At 74.2% G+C, this 18,805-nt stretch carries 14 protein-coding genes and 1 pseudogene; 9 read left to right on the top strand and 6 right to left on the bottom strand.

Annotated features, from left to right (window positions below):
- Positions 1 to 271: 271 nt before the first annotated feature.
- Complete coding sequence (locus RLT57_RS17895) at positions 272 to 1,438, top strand: sensor histidine kinase (protein WP_311298400.1); 1,167 nt, start codon at positions 272 to 274, stop codon at positions 1,436 to 1,438.
- A gap of 344 nt (positions 1,439 to 1,782) precedes the next feature.
- Here RLT57_RS17895 and RLT57_RS17890 read toward each other — a convergent pair whose 3' ends face one another.
- Positions 1,783 to 2,739, bottom strand: a complete 957-nt coding sequence (locus RLT57_RS17890) for a quinone oxidoreductase family protein (RefSeq protein ID WP_311298399.1) — start codon at positions 2,737 to 2,739, stop codon at positions 1,783 to 1,785.
- Between the two features lie 217 nt (positions 2,740 to 2,956).
- Between RLT57_RS17890 and RLT57_RS17885 the strand changes: the two genes are divergently transcribed.
- The 3 genes from RLT57_RS17885 (at position 2,957) to RLT57_RS17875 (ending at position 6,819) form a co-directional block, all read left to right on the top strand.
- Positions 2,957 to 3,616, top strand: a complete 660-nt coding sequence (locus RLT57_RS17885; RefSeq protein ID WP_311298398.1) for a response regulator transcription factor — start codon at positions 2,957 to 2,959, stop codon at positions 3,614 to 3,616.
- A gap of 163 nt (positions 3,617 to 3,779) precedes the next feature.
- Positions 3,780 to 5,750, top strand: a complete 1,971-nt coding sequence (locus RLT57_RS17880; protein ID WP_399128900.1) for a 2-oxoacid:acceptor oxidoreductase subunit alpha — start codon at positions 3,780 to 3,782, stop codon at positions 5,748 to 5,750.
- Positions 5,743 to 6,819 (top strand): 2-oxoacid:ferredoxin oxidoreductase subunit beta, encoded by a 1,077-nt coding sequence (locus tag RLT57_RS17875; protein WP_311298396.1) that lies wholly within the window; start codon positions 5,743 to 5,745, stop codon positions 6,817 to 6,819. Before RLT57_RS17880 ends, RLT57_RS17875 begins: the two co-directional genes overlap by 8 nt.
- 139 nt (positions 6,820 to 6,958) lie before the next feature.
- Here the strand turns inward: RLT57_RS17875 and RLT57_RS17870 are convergent, their stop codons facing one another.
- On the bottom strand, positions 6,959 to 7,300 hold the full coding sequence (locus RLT57_RS17870) for a winged helix-turn-helix transcriptional regulator (protein WP_399129876.1): 342 nt from the start codon (positions 7,298 to 7,300) through the stop codon (positions 6,959 to 6,961).
- A gap of 229 nt (positions 7,301 to 7,529) precedes the next feature.
- Here RLT57_RS17870 and RLT57_RS17865 point away from each other — a divergent pair, with 229 nt between their 5' ends.
- Positions 7,530 to 8,390 carry an SDR family oxidoreductase gene (locus tag RLT57_RS17865; protein WP_311298394.1) on the top strand — a complete coding sequence of 287 codons (861 nt, stop codon included), beginning with the start codon at positions 7,530 to 7,532 and terminating at the stop codon, positions 8,388 to 8,390.
- Between the two features lie 243 nt (positions 8,391 to 8,633).
- Entirely contained in the window at positions 8,634 to 9,581 is a 948-nt protein-coding gene (gene rarD, locus RLT57_RS17860) for an EamA family transporter RarD (RefSeq protein ID WP_311298393.1), read from the top strand.
- Here the strand turns inward: rarD and RLT57_RS17855 are convergent.
- The 4 genes from RLT57_RS17855 to RLT57_RS17840 form a co-directional block, all read right to left on the bottom strand.
- Positions 9,571 to 10,659: an ABC transporter permease gene (locus tag RLT57_RS17855; protein WP_311298392.1), complete on the bottom strand. Its 1,089-nt coding sequence runs from the start codon at positions 10,657 to 10,659 to the stop codon at positions 9,571 to 9,573. The two genes, rarD and RLT57_RS17855, sit on opposite strands and share 11 nt — an antisense overlap.
- The gene (locus RLT57_RS17850; RefSeq protein WP_311298391.1) at positions 10,646 to 11,599 is read right to left on the bottom strand and encodes an ABC transporter ATP-binding protein; all 954 of its coding nucleotides are present in this window, start codon (positions 11,597 to 11,599) and stop codon (positions 10,646 to 10,648) included. The genes RLT57_RS17855 and RLT57_RS17850 overlap by 14 nt, the downstream gene beginning before the upstream one ends.
- Positions 11,600 to 11,606: 7 nt before the next feature.
- Positions 11,607 to 12,824 carry a LolA family protein gene (locus RLT57_RS17845; RefSeq protein ID WP_399128896.1) on the bottom strand — a complete coding sequence of 406 codons (1,218 nt, stop codon included), beginning with the start codon at positions 12,822 to 12,824 and terminating at the stop codon, positions 11,607 to 11,609.
- 892 nt (positions 12,825 to 13,716) lie between these two features.
- Positions 13,717 to 14,736 carry a polyprenyl synthetase family protein gene (locus RLT57_RS17840; RefSeq protein ID WP_311298389.1) on the bottom strand — a complete coding sequence of 340 codons (1,020 nt, stop codon included), beginning with the start codon at positions 14,734 to 14,736 and terminating at the stop codon, positions 13,717 to 13,719.
- Between the two features lie 449 nt (positions 14,737 to 15,185).
- Between RLT57_RS17840 and egtA the strand changes: the two genes are divergently transcribed.
- From egtA to egtC, 3 genes and pseudogenes are all read left to right on the top strand, one after another.
- Positions 15,186 to 16,430: an ergothioneine biosynthesis glutamate--cysteine ligase EgtA gene (gene egtA / locus RLT57_RS17835; protein ID WP_311298388.1), complete on the top strand. Its 1,245-nt coding sequence runs from the start codon at positions 15,186 to 15,188 to the stop codon at positions 16,428 to 16,430.
- 96 nt (positions 16,431 to 16,526) lie between these two features.
- Entirely contained in the window at positions 16,527 to 18,038 is a 1,512-nt protein-coding gene (egtB, locus tag RLT57_RS17830; protein ID WP_399128893.1) for an ergothioneine biosynthesis protein EgtB, read from the top strand.
- Positions 18,038 to 18,766: pseudogene (gene egtC, locus RLT57_RS17825) on the top strand (ergothioneine biosynthesis protein EgtC); the annotation flags it as partial. The gene egtB and the pseudogene egtC, both read left to right, overlap by 1 nt.
- Between the last annotated feature and the right edge of the window lie 39 nt (positions 18,767 to 18,805).

Below are 18,805 nucleotides of genomic sequence, written 5' to 3'. Positions count from 1 at the left end.
CGCCCCTCGTTTGACTCGTTGACCGTGGTGTCCAGCGATCCGGATGGATCTTTAGACGATTTACACGGAGGGAGTCTAGGCCCTGGCTTCACGGGCGCATCCCCCGTCCCCGTACTGGCCCCGCGCCCTTCGCCGCGCCGTCGCCCGGACCTGTCCGCGTACGGTCCGCGCCCGGCGGGCGGGCCCGGCGGCGTACCGGGGGATAACCCCACCCCGGGCCGGACAGCGCTCCCCATGGCGGACCCGCCCCGGGGCCCGGCAGGCTGAGGGCATGGACACCTCGCCCGCCCCCGCCGGCCCGCCGGCCGATCCGCTGCCGCCCGCGCGGTTCGCGATGTTCGACGCGGTGACGTGGAAGGAGATCGCGCATCTACTGGTCAACCTTTTCACGTCGATCGTCGGCTTCGTCTACGTCGTCACCACGCTCAGCCTCGGCGCCGGCCTGTCGGTGACCGTGATCGGGCTGCCGCTGCTGGCGCTGGGGCTGGTGGGCTGCCGCGGTCTCGGCCGGCTGGAGCGGGCGCGGGCGCGGGCGCTGCTGGGTGTCCGGGTGGACGAGCCGCGCCCGCTGCGGCCGGGCCGGATGGGCTTCCTGCCGTGGGTGGTCGCGTCGGTGAAGGACCCGGTGGCGTGGCGGCACGCGCTGTACTCCGCGATCCGGCTGCCGTGGGGCGTCGTCACCTTCACCGTCACCCTGGCCTCGCTGTTCGTGCTGTGGCCGGTGCTGCCGTTCCTGGCCAGGGCGATGGCGACGGTGGACCGGGCGCTGGTGCGCGGGCTGCTTCAGCCGTCGGACGAGCTGGAGCGGCGGATCGCGGAGCTGGAGTCGGACCGCGGGGTGGTGGTCGACACCGCGGCGGCCGACCTGCGCCGGATCGAGCGCGACCTGCACGACGGCGCCCAGGCCCGGCTGGTGGCACTCGCGATGGACCTCGGACTCGCGAAGGAGAAACTCCTGGAGGACCCGGCCGTGGGGGCGGCGATGGTGGCGGAGGCGCACGGCGAGGTGAAGATCGCCCTCCAGGAGCTGCGGGACCTCGCCCGCGGCATCCACCCGGCGATCCTCACCGACCGCGGCCTGGACGCGGCGCTGTCGTCGGTCGCCACCCGCTGCACGGTCCCGGTCGCCGTGACCGTCGAGCTGCCGGCCCGGCCGGCGGAGGCGATCGAGGGGATCGCGTACTTCACCGTCTCCGAACTGCTGCAGAACATCAGCAAGCACAGCGGGGCGCGCGGTGCGTCGGTGGAGGTGTGGCAGGCGGCCGACCGGCTGATGATCCTGGTCCGGGACGACGGCCGCGGCGGCGCGGACGCGGCGGCCGGCTCGGGCCTCGCCGGGCTCGCCGAGCGGCTGGGCTCGGTGGACGGCCTGCTGGCCGTCGACTCCCCCGCGGGCGGCCCGACCCGCATCACCGCGGAGCTGCCCTGGCGGGCCTGACCGGACCCGCCGGGCCGCCCCGGAACGCCGTCCGCCCGTTCGGGGGCGGGGCGGCCCGCCGACAGCGGCGGGTGCGTGCGCCCGGCCCGGCGGCCGCGGGCAGAAGCCGGGCCGGCGCTGGGCGGCCGGCAGTCACCGCCCCGCCACCCGCCGGCAGTCCGCCGAACCCTCGACGCAGCCATGGCCGGGCCGCCCCTGCCGTCCCGCGGCCCGCCGTACCGGCCGAGGCGGGTCGGCCGACGGGTCGGCCGACGGGCAGGGCGGCGGGTCGGCCGACGGGCAGGGCGGCGGGCAGGGCGGTCGGCGGGCCACCGGGGCGCCCCCCCGGTCGGCCGCCCGCAGGGCTACCCCACCGTGAGCAGCGTCTTGCCCACGTTCAGGCCGGACTGGAGGGTTTCGTGGGCCTGGGCGGCGGAGGTCAGGGGGAGCTCCGCGCTGATGTCGAGGCGGATCGTGCCCGAGGCGAGAAGGGAGAGGGCGGACAGGGCGTGGGAGCGGACGCGGTCCGGGGCGCGGCGGGCGAGGTCGGCGATGTCGTAGCCGGTCAGTGAGCGGTTGTTCTTCCAGAAGGGGAGGACCGGCAGGTTCAGGTCGGGGCGGCGGGCGGCGTCGCCGTAGACCGCGAGGCGGCCGAAGGGGGCCAGTACGGTGAGGCTGGCCTGGCGGGTCGGGCCGCCGATCGGGTCGAGGACGACGTCGAGGTCGGAGACGTGCGCGGCGAAGCCGTCCCGCAGGTGCACCGCGTCGTAGCCGAACCGCTCGGCGTAGCGGGCCTTGGCGGCGGAGCTGACCGTGCCGTGCACGGAGGCCGCGCCCAGCGCCCTGGCGAGCTGGGCGGCGACGGAGCCGACCCCGCCGGCCGCGGCGTGGATGAGCACGGTGTCGCCGGCGGTGAGCCGGGCCGCACCGGTCAGCACCCCCCACGCGGTGGTCAGCGCCAGCGCCGCCCCGCCGCCGTCGCGCAGCGATATCCCGTCCAGCGGGAAGACGAAGGCGGCCGGCGCGACCGCGTACTCGGCGTACCCGCCGGCGTCCGGCAGGTAGGCGGCGACCGGGTCGCCCGGGGCCAGGCCGGTGACGCCGGCGCCGAGCTCGGCGACCTCGCCGGAGATCTCCAGGCCGGGCACCTCGATCCCGTCGGCCGGGCCGAAGTCGCCGAGCCGGTGCTGCACCTCGCCGAAGTTGACCCCGGCGTAGGCGACGCGGATCAGGACCCGGCCGGGGCCGGGCTCCGGAACGGGCAGCTCCACCGGCCGCAGCACCTCAGGGCCGCCGTTGACATCGAATCCGACCGCGCGCACACGCTCTCCTCTCTCGTGGGCGTCCCCTGGGCGCCACCGGATCACGGCGCCTCCTGACTCCCGGGTCTACGACCGGGCAGGATCCCCCCGCGTGAACGGGTGGCGCAACCTTGCCCGACCGAACCGTAATCCCCACCGCCCCGCGCCTGCTGGGATGCTGGGAGACTCAGGGCGGACCGCCGGACGCGGCGGGGGCCCACGAACGGTGGAGGACGGTGTGCGGGTGGTCATCGCCGAGGACTCGGTACTGCTACGGGACGGTCTGACCCGGCTGCTGACCGACCGCGGCCACGACGTGGTGGCGGGTGTGGGCGACGCGGTGGGCCTGCTGAAGGCGGTCGACGACCTGGTTGCGCGCGGCGGGGCCCCCGACGTGGTGGTGGCCGATGTGCGGATGCCGCCGACGCACACCGACGAGGGCGTGCGCGCGGCCGTACAGCTGCGGCGCGACCACCCGGCGGTGGGTGTCCTGGTGCTGTCGCAGTACGTGGAGGAGCAGTACGCCACCGAGCTGCTGGCCGGGTCCTCGCGCGGGGTGGGCTATCTGCTGAAGGACCGGGTGGCCGACGTCCGGGAGTTCGTGGACGCGGTGGTCCGGGTCGCCGAGGGCGGCACCGCGCTGGATCCGGAGGTGGTCGCCCAGCTGCTGGGCCGCAGCCGCAAGCAGGACGTGCTGGCCGGGCTGACGCGGAGGGAGCGCGAGGTGCTGGGCCTGATGGCGGAGGGCCGGACGAACTCGGCGGTCGCCAGGCAGCTGGTGGTCAGCGACGGCGCGGTCGAGAAGCACGTCAGCAACATCTTCCTCAAGCTGGGCCTCGCGCCGAGTGACGGGGATCACCGTCGGGTGCTGGCGGTACTGACCTACCTCAACTCGTAAAGGTTGCTGACAGCCCGTCCCACCACACCAGGCGGTCCGCGCCGGAAGGCCGGTCCATCCCGTTGCGGACCCGCGACTTCCACATTCCGGGACGTACGGGGTAGGCGACCCTTACCGACGTACCATGACCGGTGAGCCGCCGCCTCGAAGGAGGTCCGATTCAGTGACCAGCCAGGTCAGCACCCCCACCAGTACGGGCACGGGACAACCGCCCGTCGGCACAGACGTCCTCGGCGAACAGCGTCAACGGGAGAAGGAGACCAGACGCCTGGACCGGGTGATCATCCGGTTCGCGGGCGACTCCGGTGACGGGATGCAGTTGACCGGTGACCGTTTCACCTCGGAGACCGCGTCCTTCGGCAACGACCTGTCGACGCTGCCGAACTTCCCGGCCGAGATCAGGGCGCCCGCGGGGACGCTGCCCGGGGTCTCGTCGTTCCAACTGCACTTCGCCGACCACGACATCCTCACCCCGGGCGACGCGCCCGACGTACTGGTGGCGATGAACCCGGCGGCGCTCAAGGCCAACCTGGCTGATCTGCCGCGGGGCGCGGAGATCATCGTGGACACGGACGAGTTCACCAAACGGGCGATGGCCAAGGTCGGCTGGGCGGCCAATCCGCTGGAGGACGACACGCTGACCGGGTACGCGGTGCACCCGGTGCCGCTGACCACCCTGACGCTGGAGGCGCTCAAGGACTCCGGCCTGGCCCGCAAGGACGCCGAGCGGGCGAAGAACATGTTCGCGCTCGGACTGCTGTCGTGGATGTACCACCGGCCGACGGACAACACCGAGGCGTTCCTGCGGAAGAAGTTCGCCAAGAAGCCGGACATCGCGGAGGCGAACGTCACCGCGTTCCGGGCGGGCTGGAACTTCGGCGAGACCACCGAGGACTTCGCGGTCTCCTACGAGGTGCAGCCGGCCGCCTCGGCCTTCCCGGTCGGCCGCTACCGGAACATCTCCGGGAACCTGGCGCTGTCGTACGGGCTGATCGCCGCGGCCACCCAGAGCGGGCTGCCGCTGTTCCTGGGCTCGTACCCGATCACCCCGGCCTCCGACATCCTGCACGAGCTGTCGAAGCACAAGAACTTCGGGGTCAGGACCTTCCAGGCCGAGGACGAGATCGCCGCGATCGGCGCCGCGCTGGGGGCGGCCTTCGGCGGGTCGCTGGCGGTGACCACCACCTCGGGGCCCGGGGTGGCGCTCAAGTCGGAGACGATCGGGCTGGCGGTCAGCCTCGAACTGCCGCTGCTGATCGTGGACATCCAGCGCGGCGGCCCCTCCACCGGGCTGCCGACCAAGACCGAGCAGGCGGATCTGCTGCAGGCGATGTACGGGCGCAACGGCGAGGCGCCGGTGCCGATCGTGGCGCCGGCCACGGCCGCCGACTGCTTCGCCGCGGCACTGGAAGCGGCCCGGATCGCCCTGACGTACCGGACCCCGGTGCTGCTGCTGTCCGACGGCTACCTGGCCAACGGCTCCGAGCCGTGGCGGATCCCGGAGGTCTCCGAACTGCCGGACCTGCGGGTGGAGTTCGCCAGCGGCCCGAACCACACGGAGGCCGACGGCACGCGGACCTTCTGGCCGTACCTGCGGGACCCGCGGACGCTGGCGCGGCCGTGGGCGGTGCCCGGCACCCCCGGGCTCGAACACCGGATCGGCGGCATCGAGAAGCAGGACGGCACCGGCAACATCAGCTACGACCCGGCCAACCACGACTTCATGGTCCGCACCCGGCAGGCCAAGATCGACGGTGTCGAGGTGCCGGACGTGACGGTGGACGACCCGAGCGGGGAGGCCACCACGCTGGTGCTCGGCTGGGGTTCGACGTACGGGCCGATCACCGCGGCCGTCCGCCGGATCCGCGGCGGGGGCGGCCGGGTCGCACAGGCTCACCTGCGGAACCTGAACCCCTTCCCGGCGAACCTGGGGGCGGTGCTGGCGGCCTACCAAAGGGTGGTGGTGCCGGAGATGAACCTCGGGCAGCTGGCCCACCTGCTGCGGGCGAAGTACCTGGTGGACGCGGTGTCGTACAACCAGGTCACCGGACTGCCGTTCAAGGCCGAGCAGTTGGCCACGGCTATCGTCGAACTGAGCGGCATGGCGAGCGTTGAGGAGCGTGAGAATGTCTGAGGCGCTGGCACTGGTGCCCAAGGCGACGGCCCAGCAGACCATGAAGGACTTCAAGACCGACCAGGAAGTGCGCTGGTGCCCCGGCTGCGGGGACTACGCGATCCTGGCCGCCGTCCAGTCCTTCATGCCCGAGCTGGGACTGGCCCGCGAGAACGTGGTGTTCGTCTCCGGGATCGGCTGCTCCAGCCGCTTCCCGTACTACATGAACACCTACGGCATGCACTCCATCCACGGCCGCGCCCCGGCGATCGCCACCGGGCTGGCCGCGTCCCGGCGGGACCTGAGCGTGTGGGTGGTCACCGGTGACGGCGACGCGCTGTCCATCGGCGGCAACCACCTGATCCACGCGCTGCGCCGCAACGTCAACCTGAAGATCCTGCTGTTCAACAACCGGATCTACGGGCTGACCAAGGGCCAGTACTCGCCGACCTCCGAGATCGGCAAGATCACCAAGTCCACGCCGATGGGCTCCCTGGACGCCCCCTTCAACCCGATCTCGCTGGCGCTGGGTGCCGAGGCGTCCTTCGTGGCCCGCACCATCGACTCCGACCGCAAGCACCTGCAGAGCGTGCTGCGGGCCGCCGCCACGCACGAGGGCACGGCGCTGGTGGAGATCTACCAGAACTGCAACATCTTCAACGACGGCGCCTTCGACACGCTCAAGGACAAGGACAGCGCGCTGGAGGCGCTGGTCCGCCTGGAACACGGGCAGCCGATCCGCTTCGGGGCGCCCTTCGCCGAGGAGCGGGGCGGCGACGGGCTCGGCGGCAAGGGCGTGGTCCGCGACCCGGCCACCGGTGATCTGAAGGTGGTCGACGTCGCGGCCGAGGGCACCGACGGCGTCCTGGTCCACGACGCGCACGCCGCCAGCCCGACGAACGCCTTCGCGCTGTCCCGGCTGGCCGACCCCGACACGCTCCACCACACGCCGATCGGCGTGCTGCGGGACGTGACCCGGCCGGTCTACGACACGGACATGTCCGACCAGTTGGAGCAGGCGGTGGCGCGGCAGGGCCGCGGCGAGCTGTCGTCGCTGCTGGCCGGCGGCGACACCTGGACGGTCGGCTGACCCGTCCGCCCGCGATGCCCGGCCCGGCCCGGCCCGCCCGGCGCCGGGCGTCGCGTTGTACGGGACCGGGCGGCACGTCCGGTACGGGGCCGGCGGACGGGCCCGCGGCCGGCCGGCACGTCCCATACAGGGCTCGCGGTCAGCCCGCGGTCGGCCGGGTGTCGTAGGCGTCGCGGGCCGCGGACACGTCCGGCAGGTGCTCCTCGGTCCAGCGGGACAGCGCCCGGATCTGGCGGGCGGCCTGCTCGCCGAGCGCGGTGAGGTCGTAGTCGACGTGCGGCGGGATGACCGGGTGGGCCACGCGGCGGACGAAGCCGTCCCGCTCCAGGGTGCGCAGCGTCTGGGTGAGCATCTTCTCGCTCACCTCGCCGACCTCCCGGCGCAGTTCGCCGAACCGGCGGGTGCCGCCGAGCAGCGCGCACAGCACGAGCACCCCCCAGCGGCTGGTGAGGTGCTCCAGGACGGCCCGCTCCGGGCACATTACCTTCATGTGCGTACCCTACTCGAAGGTGTGTACTTTCCCCTGGTTAGCGTGCCCGTTACGGTGGCATCGCCAGGCCGGGAACCGGTACGGGACCCGCGCCGGACCAGGGGACCGGACGACCCGCGCGCCGCAGCGCCGCAGCGCCACCGCACCGCAGGACCGCAGGACCGCAGGACCGCAGGACCGCACCGCACCGCACCACGACACCGCACCACGGGAGCACATCATGAGCATCGTCGTCACCGCCGCCACCGGCCACCTCGGCCGCCTGGTCATCGCCGACCTGCTGGCCGGCGGGACGCCCGCGGGCCGGATCACCGCGGTCGTACGGGACGCGGACCGGGCCGCCGACCTCGCCGCGCGGGGCGTGGAGGTGCGGATCGGCGACTACGACCGGCCGGAGACGCTCAAGAACGCCTTCCGGGCCGGCGACCGGGTGCTCTTCGTCTCCGGCAGCGAGGTCGGCCGGCGGGTGCCGCAGCACACGGCGGTCGTCGAGGCGGCCACCGGGGCCGGGGTGGCGCTGCTCGCGTACACCTCGGTGCTCGGCGGACCCGACGCCGACTTCACGCTGGCCGACGAGCACAAGGCGACCGAGGAGCTGATCCTCGGCTCCGGGCTGCCGTACACCTTCCTGCGCAACGGCTGGTACACCGAGGTCTACACCCAGGGCCTCGGCAGGGTGCTGGAGCAGGGCGAGGTGGTGGCCGCCGCGGGCGACGGGCGGATCGCGTCGGCCGCCCGCGCCGACTACGCCGCTGCCGCCGCGGCCGTGCTCACCGGCGAGGGGCACGAGAACCGGGCGTACGAGCTGAGCGGCGACACCGCGTGGAGCCTGGCGGAGTACGCGGCCGTGGTGGGTGAGCTGGCCGGCAAGGAGATCGTCTACCGGCCGGTGACCCCGCAGGAGCAGCAGGCCGGGCTGGTCGCGGCGGGGCTGCCGGAGGGCCTGGCCGCGATCCTGGCGGACGTGGACCGGGCGATCGCCCGCGGGCTGATCGCCGGCACCAGCGGCGACCTGTCCCGGCTGATCGGGCGCCCGACCACCCCGCTGCGGGAGTCGGTGGCGGCGGCGCTGAAGGACTGAGCGCCCTTGGCTGCGGGGTCCGGCCGGACGCCGGCCCGGACGGGGAGCCGCCCGGCGGGAGGCCGGTCCCCGCCCGCGGCCCGGGGACCGGCGGGGCCCCGGACCATCCCCCGTCACCGCCGGATCCCCCGTCCCGCCGCCCTGTCATGACCGTCCCATGGAACGGACATGACAGGGCGGGGGTGTCCCCGATACCGTCGGACCCGGCAAGGGACGGCCGACGGCAGGTGGGGGAGGCCCGAGATGGGCGAGCAGCGTACGGGACTGGTGTACGGTTTCGCGGCCTACGGCCTGTGGGGTGTCTTCCCGCTGTTCTGGCCGCTGCTGGAACCGGCCGGCGCGATGGAGATCCTGGCCCACCGGATGGTGTGGTCGCTGGTGGTGGTCGCCGTCATCCTGCTGGTGCTACGCCGCTGGGCGTGGCTGGCCGAGCTGGTCCGGCAGCCCAGACGGCTCGGGCTGGTGGCGGTCGCGGCGGTCACCGTCTCGGTGAACTGGGGCATGTACATCTGGGGCGTCAACTCCGGCCATGTGGTGGAGACGGCGCTCGGCTACTTCATCAACCCGCTGGTGACGATAGCGCTCGGCGTGCTGGTGCTGCACGAGCGGCTGCGGCCGGTGCAGTGGGTGGCGGTCGGCATCGGGGCCGCCTCGGTCGCGGTGCTCACCATCGGCTACGGCCGGCTGCCGTGGATCGCGCTCACCCTCGCCTTCTCCTTCGGGATCTACGGCCTGGTGAAGAAGAAGATCGCCATGGGCGGCCTGGAGTCGCTGGCCGCCGAGACCTCCGTGCAGTTCCTGCCCGCGCTGGCGTTCCTGCTGGTGCTCGGCGCCCGAGGCGACGCGACGTTCACCCACCACGGCCCCGGGCACGCGGCCCTGCTCGCCGCCTGCGGCCTGGTCACCGCGGTGCCCCTGGTCTGCTTCGGGATGGCCGCGACCCGGCTGCCGCTCACCTCGATCGGCCTGATGCAGTACGTGGCCCCGGTCCTGCAGTTCCTGATCGGCATCTTCTACTTCCACGAGCACATGGCGCTGGAGCGCTGGGCCGGGTTCCTCCTGGTCTGGTCCGCGCTGGTCCTGCTCGCCTGGGACGCCCTGCGCACCGCCGGCCGGGGCCGCGCCGCCCTCGCCGCGGCCTCGGCGGACCGCCTGGCGGCGGAGGCGCCCCAGCAGCCGGTCAGGCCGTGATGTCGCGGCTGGTCAGCCGGGCCCAGGCGGCCGAGCCGAAGACCGCCGCGTAGAGGGCCTGCAGGCCCAGGTTCCTGGCGATGCCCGTCCACTGCACGGGGTCGCGCAGCACATCGGCGAAGCTCAGCCAGTAGTGCGGGAAGAGGTACGGCTGCACGGCGTGCAGCTGCGGGATGCCGTCCACGATCTGCACGGTGATCAGCAGGCCCACCGTGCCCGCCATCGCGCCCACGCCGCTGTCGGTGAGGGTGGAGACGAACAGGCCGAGCGCGGCCAGGCCGACCAGCGAGGCGGCCACCAGGACCGCGATCAGCAGGGCCCGCAGGATGCCGTCGGCCAGCGGGACCGTGGTACCGGACAGGGTGGTGACGTCGCCGACCGGGAACAGCACGGCGCCCACCACCAGCCCGGAGAGGGCCACCGTCAGCGCCCCGGCCAGGCAGAACGCGAGCACGGCGGTGAACTTGGCGAGCAGCAGCCGGGTGCGGCCGGCCGGGGCGACCAGCAGGTAGCGCAGGGTGCCGCCGCCCGCCTCACCGGCCACCGCGTCGCCCGCGACCACGCCGATCGCCATCGGCAGGAAGAACGGCAGGGTCGCGGCGAGCGCGGCGAAGGTCAGGAACAGGCCATTGCCGCTGACCTGTTGGATGAAGGCGGGGCCGTCCCCTTCGCCCCGGCCGACCGAGCCGCCGTCGCCGGTCTCGATCCGTACCGCGATACCGACCAGCAGCGGCACGCCCGCCAGCACCGCCAGGAGCGCCAGCGTCCGCCACCGCCGGAAGACGATGCCCAACTCGGACCGGAACAGCCCGAGCGACCACCACCAGCGGGGCGCCCGTACGGCGCCGGTGCCGGTCCGGGCGGTGCTCGGGCCGCCGGTCCCGGGCGCGGCCGCGCTCTCCGCGGCAGTCGGGATGCCGATACCGCTCGCGGCCAGAGGGCCGGCCCCGGCTCCTGTCCGGGCGCCGGGACCGGCGGCCCGACCGGCGCCCGTCCCCGCGCCTGTCCCGTTCGACGCGATACGCCGCCCGCCGTCTTCCGCGCCCGCGCGCGCCGCGTTCGGCTCAGCCCGCGACATCGAAGCCCTCCCCGGTCAGTGCCACGAACGCGTCCTCCAAGGAGGCCCGTTCCGGGCCGAACGCGCGGACCCGGACCCCGGCCGCGACCAGTGCCGCGGTCAGCTCGGCGAGGTCCGGTGGGGCGACCGGCAGCTCGCCGGTGACCCGCTCCCCCGCGGCGGTCAGCTCCCGTACGCCGTGGGCGGCCAGCACCTCCGCTGCGAGCGCCGGGTCCGGGGTGCCGACCGCGATCCGGCGTCGGCCCCTGACGCCGGCGGACAGGTCCGCGACCGGGCCCTGGGTGACCAGCCGGCCGCGGGCCATCACGGCGGCGTGCGTGCAGACCTGCTCGATCTCGTCCAGCAGATGGGAGGAGAGGAAGACGGTGGTGCCGTCCGCCGCCAGCTCCCTGACCAGGGTCCTGATCTCCCGCATGCCCTGCGGGTCGAGCCCGTTGGTCGGCTCGTCCAGCACCAGCAGCTCGCGCGGCTGGAGCAGCGCCGCGGCCAGGCCGAGTCGCTGCTTCATGCCCAGCGAGTACGCCTTCGCCCTCTTGGCCGCCGCGGCGCTCAGCCCCACCCGGTCCAGCGCCGCCCCGACCCGGGCCCGCCGGGTGCGGGGGTCGGCGGCGGGGTCGGCGGCGTCGTACCGCAGCAGGTTGTCGCGGCCGGACAGGTAGCCGTAGAGCGCCGGGCCCTCGATGAGCGCGCCGACCCTCGGCAGCACGGTCCGGGCGGCGCGCGGCATCGGACTGCCGAGCACGTCGGCGCTGCCCGCGCTCGGGCTGATCAGCCCCATCAGCATCCTGATCGTGGTGGTTTTCCCCGAGCCGTTGGGGCCGAGGAAGCCGAACACGCTGCCGCGCGGGACCCGCAGGTCCAGGCCGTCCACGGCGAGCGTGCCGTGGTACCGCTTGGTGAGCCCGCGGGTCTCGATCACCACTTCGCCGCGCGTGTCCATGGCACCGTCACCCGGCGGCACCGGCCGCGCGGGTCAGCGCGGACGGGGTGACCGCGCCGACGTAGAGGGTGCCGTCGTCGGTGAGCAGGGCGTTGACCAGGCGGGTGTGGAAGAGGGTGCCGCTGCCGTAGGAGCCGCTGACCCGGCGGCCGAAGCCGTCCAGCAGCGACCGGGCGTCCTTTCCGTCCGCCTTGCCGCCGGCCGGCAGGCCGGCGCCGGTCCTGACCACCGCGACGGCGTCCCAGCCGCTGCCGACGACGGTGGGTTCGGCGGAGCTGCCCGGCCTCTTCTTCCGGGTGGGGTCGGGCGCCGCGGCGCCCCCGGTCACCTTGACGCCCTTGGCCGGCTTGTAGGTGAAGGTGCTCGCGGCCGGCGCGGTGAAGCTGACCTTGGTGAAGGCGATGTCCACGACGGCCTTGCCGCCGCCCTTGGGGGCCAGGGTGAACTTCAGGGGCACACCGGTGGTGGAGTCGACCGCGATCCGGACCGAGCCGACGGTGGTGGCGTCCGCGCGCCGCGGGGTGACGAGCAGCTGGTAGGCGCTGTGTCCGGCAACGCTGGCGGTGCCGTCGACGGTGATCGCGGCGGTGCCGTCGGCCGCCTTGAGGATCTGCCGGGCGGCGGCCTGCGGGGTGGCCGGGAAGTCTTCGGGCAGCTGCCCTTCGGGCCGGTCGCCGGCCGCCGGCCGGGGCAGGGTCCGGTGGTACGCCTGGTTGGACGCGCTGTCGTAGGCCCACAGCTGGGTGCCGTTGTGGACGACGCTGTACTCGGCGGCCGACTCGATGACGGACAGCTTCTGCCGGTCGGGGCCGTCGACCGCCACGTGGAGCCGGTGCGAGCCGACCAGCAGCCCGGGGAGCCGGGTCTGCGGCGCGGCCGGCGAGCCGGCGTCCTTCCCGGACCCGGTGGCCGCGGCGCCCCCGAGGAGGCCGCTCGCGCCGCCGGACAGGACCGAGGGCAGGCCCAGGTCGGTGGTGATCCGGACCGAGCCGTCCAGGGCCCGGGTGTCGGAGGCGGCGATCTTCGCCAGCAGCTGCTCCGCGGTGACCGGCGGCAGCGACGGGGCGCCGGCGTCGGCCAGGGCCGGCACCAGGCTGATGGTGGCCGCGGCGACCCCCGCGACCGCGACGGGCACGGCGTACCGCATGGCTCTGCGTCCTCGGGCCCGGCCGGTCCCGGGTGCGAAGCCGTCTGCTTCCGGCGGTGCCGGCTGGATCCGTGCCATTGCGTTTCCTCCGTCGTCAGCGGCGGTCGGCTGCCTCGCACTCGTCCACTCCCCGGGTCATTGTCGCCCGGACCGCCGTGAAGTGGTGTGTCCATCTGACCAAACCGGCCGGTTCACCACATCAGCCGCCGGACGCAACCGAATGTACGCCCCGGGTATGACAACCCCCGAGGCCGTGCGTCCCCGAGCCTCGGGGACGTTCCAGGGAAAGCTCCGCCCAGCGCAAGCAACCCCCCGGCACCGGTGAGCCGAAGGGCGCGCACGGCCGACCGCCCCCACCGACCCCAAGCGCCCAGAGGAGGGACGGCACCCCCGCGCCGGACAACTCCGCCCCCACGTCCACCTCACGCCGTGCGTCCGGCCGGGTAGCCGGCGAGCCAAAGGGCGCGCCGGTGTCGAAAGGGAGAGCGCGCGGAACGAGCGAGGAACGAGGGAGTGAGCACGGTCGACCGTCGACACCGGATCGAAGCGCCCGGAGGCGAGAAGGCGGCAAAAAAAAGAAAGGACGGCACCCCCGCGCCCAACGGCACCCACGAATGGGCACTCCAACCCCACCGGCCACCCACCCATGGCCAACCCGCCGCCGTACGGCACCCCCACGTCCACCTCACGCCGTGCGTCCGGCCGGGTAGCCGGCGAGCCAAAGGGCGCGCCGGCGTCGAAAGGAAGAGCGCGCGGAACGAGCGAGGAACGAGCGAATGAGCACGGTCGACCGTCGACACCGGATCGAAGCGCCCGGAGGCGAGAAGGCGGCAAAAAAGGGGAAAGGGCGGTGCCATAACGCCCGACGGCACCCACCCATGGGCACCCCGCTCCCCCGCTCTCCCCGCCGAAGGTGCTCAGGCGGCGCCGGAAGGCGTCGGGCCGACCTCGCGGTACCCGGGGGGCGGGGTCAGGCCGTGCGGTGGACCACGGCGTCGCACAGGCCCGCCAGGGCGAGCTTGGCCGGGATGTCGGGCAGCGGGGCCAGGGCGGCGCGGGCCTCGTCCGCGTACCGCACGGTGTCGCGCCGGGCCTGCTCCAGGGCCGGGTGGGCGCGCAGCAGTTCCAGCGCCTCGGCGTGCAGCGCGTCGTCGGTGAGGTCGCCGTCCAGCAGCTCGTTCAGCCGGCGGTCGGCGGCCGAGACGCTGCCGGCGGCCTGCATGTACCAGCGGCGCACGTGCAGTACGGGCAGGGTGGGGATGCCCTCGCGCAGGTCGGTGCCGGGGGTCTTGCCGGACTCGCGGCCGTCGCTGGCGATGTCGAGTACGTCGTCGGCGAGTTGGAAGGCGGCGCCGATCCGCTCCCCGTACTGGGTGAGGATGCTGACCACCGACTCGCCGGCGCCGGACATCATCGCGCCGAACCGGCCGGAGACCGCCATCAGCGAGCTGGTCTTGCCCGCGATGACCTCCAGGTAGTGGTCGAGCGGGTCGCGGCCGTCGCGGGGGCCGACGGTCTCCATGATCTGCCCGGTGACCAGCCGCTCGAAGGACTCGGCCTGCACCCGTACCGCCTCCGGGCCGAGGTCGGCCAGGATGTGCGAGGCCCGGGAGAAGAGGAAGTCGCCGGTCAGCACCGCCACCGAGTTGCTCCAGCGGGCGTTGGCGCTGGGCACGCCCCGACGGACGTCGGCCTCGTCCATCACGTCGTCGTGGTAGAGGGTGGCCAGATGGGTCAGCTCGACCACCACGGCCGAGGGCACGACCTTGGGGGCGTGCGGGTCGCCGAACTGGGCGCCCAGCATCACCAGCAGCGGCCGGAAGCGCTTGCCGCCGGCCTGGAGCAGGTGGCGGGCCGTCTCGGTGATGAAGGGCACGTCGCTCTTGGTCGCCGCCTGCAGGCCCTCCTCCACGGCCGCGAGGCCGGCCTGGACGTCGGCCTCGAGGGCTTCGTCCCACACGCTCAGCCCGAAGGGCCCGACGACGGTCACGAGGGGTACTCCTGTCGCTGATCTGGCATCTGGCGAGATTCGGTTGCGGATCCGGCGTGGATCGGGTGGGCGCTGAGCGGTGGGCCGAGGTCACGCTGCTTACACCGGCAGCGTAGCCGGTCGGGTGTGGATCACCGCCGGGGCATGGCGTTGTGGCAGGCCACGCCAGGACGCGGACGATCACCGCCCGTATAATCCTGACAACCGGATTTCTCTCCCTATGTCCCACCCGAAAGGATGGCAAACAGGCCAACAAGGGCGGTGCGGGATTGACCCGCGGGAGCCTGGGAATGATTTGGCTGATTCGAACGCTTGAGCCAGCGCTGTTCCGTATTCCGTAAGGTCACCCCGTTACGAGGCCAATTAAGGTTGAGCCGGCACATGTGACATGTCCTCGCTCCGGGAGACGGCGATCCCGGCTCCGGAGCATCACGAGAGGAGGTGGACCGATGACAGCGGACCTGCTGGAAGACGAGGCGGAAGCCCATGTGCGCGGTGTCTGTTTCAAGACCGGCCCGCCCGAGCGCATCGGCGTGGAGCTCGAATGGCTCGTCCAGGACCGCTCCGACCCCCGGCAACTGATCACCGTCGAACGGCTGGACGCGGCCCTCGCGCCGATCCAGGCCCCGGGCGCGCTGCCCAGGGACGGCAGGCTCACCCGTGAGCCGGGCGGCCAGGTGGAGCTCAGCTCCCCGCCCGCCCCCTCGCTCGCCGCGTGCGTCGAGGCCACCACCGCCGACCTGGCGGTCCTTCGAGAGCACCTGGAGCGCGCCGGCCTGGTCCTGGTCGGCCGCGGTCTGGACCCGTACCGCGAACCGCCCCGCGTGCTCGACCATCCCCGCTACCGGGCGATGGAGGGCTACTTCGACCGCGAGGGCCCCTGGGGCCGCACCATGATGCGGCGCACCGCCTCACTTCAGGTCAATCTGGACTGCGGCGACGACACCGACGGGGTGTCCGGCCACCGCTCGCGCTGGGAGCTGGCCCACCGGATCGGGCCGGTGCTGGTGGCCGCGTTCGCCAACTCGCCGCTGAGCGGCGGCCGGCCCACCGGCTGGCTGTCCACCCGGCAGGCCACCTGGGCGCTGATGGACCCGGGCCGCACCCACCAGCCCGGCCACCACCCCGATCCGGCCACCTCCTGGGCGCGTTACGCGCTGGACGCCCAGGTGCTGTGTGTGCCCGGGGCCGAGGACGGCGACTGGTCGGCGCCCGCCGGGCTGACCTTCCGGGGCTGGCTGCGTGGCGCCCCGGGGCTGCGCGCCCCCACCACCGCCGACCTCGACTACCACCTGAGCACCCTGTTCCCGCCGGTCAGGCCGCGCGGCTGGCTGGAACTGCGGATGATCGACGCCCAGTACGGCGACGACTGGATCGTGCCGACCGCGCTGACCGCGGCGCTGCTGGACGACCCGGTCGCCGCCGACGCGGCCTTCGCCGCCACCGAGCCGCTCTGCCGGGACGGGGAGCCGATCCCCTCCGACGTCATATGGCAGCGCGCGGCCCGGCTCGGCCTGGCCGATCCGGACATCGCCAAGGCCGCCCGGTCCTGTTTCGCCGCGGCCGAGAGCGCCCTCGGGCGTTCCGGCGACCCCGCGGCCCTGATCCAGGCGCTCGCCGGCTTCGCCGACCGCTATACCGACCGCGGCCGAAGCCCCGCCCATGACCTGTTGGACGCGCTCCGTCGCGCCTGATCCCCCGGAAGGCATGTCGTGACCGACTCCACGCGTACGAGCTCCAGCGCTGCCCAAGGCGGCGCGACTCCCGTCCCTGCCGCCGCTCCTGACACGGTGGCCCCTCCCGTATCCGAGGCCGCTTCGGGACCCGAGGGCTCCCCGGCCTCCGGCGCCCCGGCGTCCGTTCCGTCGCCGGCCGCCCTGGCCCGCGCCGCGCTGGAGACCGCCCGGCGCCGGACCATCGAACTCACCGACGCGGTCTCCGAGGAGGACCTGACCGCCCAGCACTCCCCGCTGATGTCCCCCCTGGTCTGGGACCTGGCCCACATAGGCAACCAGGAGGAGCTGTGGCTGATCCGGGAGGCCGGCCGCCGCCCGGGGCTGCGCCCCGACCTCGACACGCTCTACGACGCCTTCCGGCACGCGCGCGCCGACCGCCCCGCGCTGCCGCTGCTCAGCCCCGCCGAGTCCCGGGCCTACATCGCCGAGGTCCGGTCCGGCACCTGGGAGGTCCTGGACACCCTGGACACCTCCGCCGACAGCCCGGAGCCGCTGCTGGCCGGCGCCTTCGTCTTCGGCATGCTCGCCCAGCACGAGCAGCAGCACGACGAGACGATGCTGGCCACCCACCAGCTCCGCAAGGGCCCGGCGGTGCTCGACGCGCCGGCGCCGCCGCCCGCGCCCGCCGACGCCGCCACGCTGCCGCGCGAGGTGCTGGTCCCCGGCGGCCCGTTCACCATGGGCACCAGCGCCGAGCCGTGGGCGCTGGACAACGAACGCCCGGAGCACACCGTGGACGTGGCCGCGTTCTGGCTGGACACGGTGCCGGTGACCAACGCCGCCTACCAGGAGTTCATCGCGGACGGCGGCTACCGCGACCCGCGCTGGTGGACGCCCGAGGGGTGGCGGCACGTCGAGCAGGTCGGCCTCCAGGCGCCGCTGTTCTGGTCGCGGGAGCCGGGCGGCGGCTGGATCCGGCGGCGCTTCGGCCGGGTCGAGCCGGTGCCGGCCGACGAGCCGGTGCTGCACGTGTGCTGGTACGAGGCCGACGCGTACGCCCGCTGGGCCGGCCGGCGGCTGCCGACCGAGGCCGAGTGGGAGAAGGCGGCCCGGCACGACCCGGCGACCGGCCGCTCCCGGCGCTACCCGTGGGGCGACGCCGACCCGGGCCCCGAGCACGCCAACCTCGCCTCCCGCCACCTCCAGCCCACCCCGGCGGGCAGCTACCCGGCGGGCGCCGCCCCCAGCGGCGCCCGGCAGCTGATCGGCGACGTGTGGGAGTGGACCGCCTCGGACTTCGGCCCGTACCCCGGCTTCGAGGCGTTCCCCTACAAGGAGTACTCGGAGGTCTTCTTCGGCCCGGAGTACAAGGTGCTGCGCGGCGGCGCCTTCGGCGTCGACCCGGTGGCGGTCCGGGGCACCTTCCGCAACTGGGACTACCCCGTCCGGCGGCAGATCTTCGCGGGCTTCCGCACCGCGCGGGACGCCTCCGGCGCGGCGGGCGGCGCCCCGGCCGGCGCCGCTCCCGGCGGCACGGACGGCACGGCCCCCGGCACCACCCCCGGCGCCCCGGGCGGCGGCGCCCGCGGCGGTTCTGCGGACGGCTCCTCCGGCAGTCCCGCCTGATGTGCCGGCACCTCGCCTACGTCGGCCCGCCCGTGCCGCTGGCACGGCTGCTCACCGAGCCCGCGCACAGCCTCTACGAGCAGTCGTGGCGGCCCGCCAGACAGCGGTACGGGACGGTGAACGCCGACGGCTTCGGATTCGGCTGGTATCCGCCGGACGCGGACCCGGACGACGGCTTCCCCTGGCCGGGCCGCTACCGCCGGGCGGTCCCGATCTGGGCCGACGCCAACTTCCCGGAGCTCGCCAGGACCATCCGCAGCGGCGCGGTGCTGGCCGCGGTCCGCTCGGCCACCGCGGGCACCACCCAGGACGAGTCGGCGGCGGCCCCCTTCCGGGACGGCCGCTGGCTGTTCAGCCACAACGGCGCCGTCCCGGACTGGACCCGGCTGCCCACCGACCTCAGCGGCGCCCAGGCGCTGGACCTGGAGACGCACAGCGACTCCGCGCTGCTGTGGGCCCTGATCTGCCGGCGGCTGCGGCGGGGCGAGTCGCCGGGCGGCGCGCTGGCCGCGGTGGTCCGCGAGGTCGCCGCGGCCCGGCCCACCGCCCGGCTGAACCTCCTGCTCACCGACGGCCGTACGGTCGCGGCCACGGCGTGGGGCGACACGCTGTGGTACCGCACCGGGCCCGGTACCGCGCTGGTGGCCTCCGAGCCGGACGACGAGGCGGCCGTCAGTCCCACCGACGGCGTGACCGGTGACATGACCGGGACCACGTCCGAGTGGCGGGAAGTCCCCGACCACTCGCTGCTGCTGGCCACCACGGCC

The organism is Streptomyces sp. ITFR-21 (genome assembly GCF_031844685.1).
Lineage (GTDB): Bacteria > Actinomycetota > Actinomycetes > Streptomycetales > Streptomycetaceae > Actinacidiphila.
Note: the sequence above shows the minus strand (reverse complement) of the source record. Positions and strands in the feature narration are given on the sequence as shown.

Bases quoted from the DNA above. Each gene is read 5' to 3' on its own strand.
- RLT57_RS17875 (WP_311298396.1), top strand. From the start codon at position 5,743: ATGTCTGAGGCGCTGGCACTGGTGCCCAAGGCGACGGCCCAGCAGACC.
- rarD (WP_311298393.1), top strand. From the start codon at position 8,634: ATGGGCGAGCAGCGTACGGGACTGGTGTACGGTTTCGCGGCCTACGGC.
- RLT57_RS17865 (WP_311298394.1), top strand. From the start codon at position 7,530: ATGAGCATCGTCGTCACCGCCGCCACCGGCCACCTCGGCCGCCTGGTC.
- RLT57_RS17850 (WP_311298391.1), bottom strand. From the start codon at position 11,599: ATGGACACGCGCGGCGAAGTGGTGATCGAGACCCGCGGGCTCACCAAG.
- RLT57_RS17870 (WP_399129876.1), bottom strand. From the start codon at position 7,300: ATGTGCCCGGAGCGGGCCGTCCTGGAGCACCTCACCAGCCGCTGGGGG.
- RLT57_RS17845 (WP_399128896.1), bottom strand. From the start codon at position 12,824: ATGGCACGGATCCAGCCGGCACCGCCGGAAGCAGACGGCTTCGCACCC.
- RLT57_RS17855 (WP_311298392.1), bottom strand. From the start codon at position 10,659: ATGTCGCGGGCTGAGCCGAACGCGGCGCGCGCGGGCGCGGAAGACGGC.
- egtA (WP_311298388.1), top strand. From the start codon at position 15,186: ATGACAGCGGACCTGCTGGAAGACGAGGCGGAAGCCCATGTGCGCGGT.
- RLT57_RS17895 (WP_311298400.1), top strand. From the start codon at position 272: ATGGACACCTCGCCCGCCCCCGCCGGCCCGCCGGCCGATCCGCTGCCG.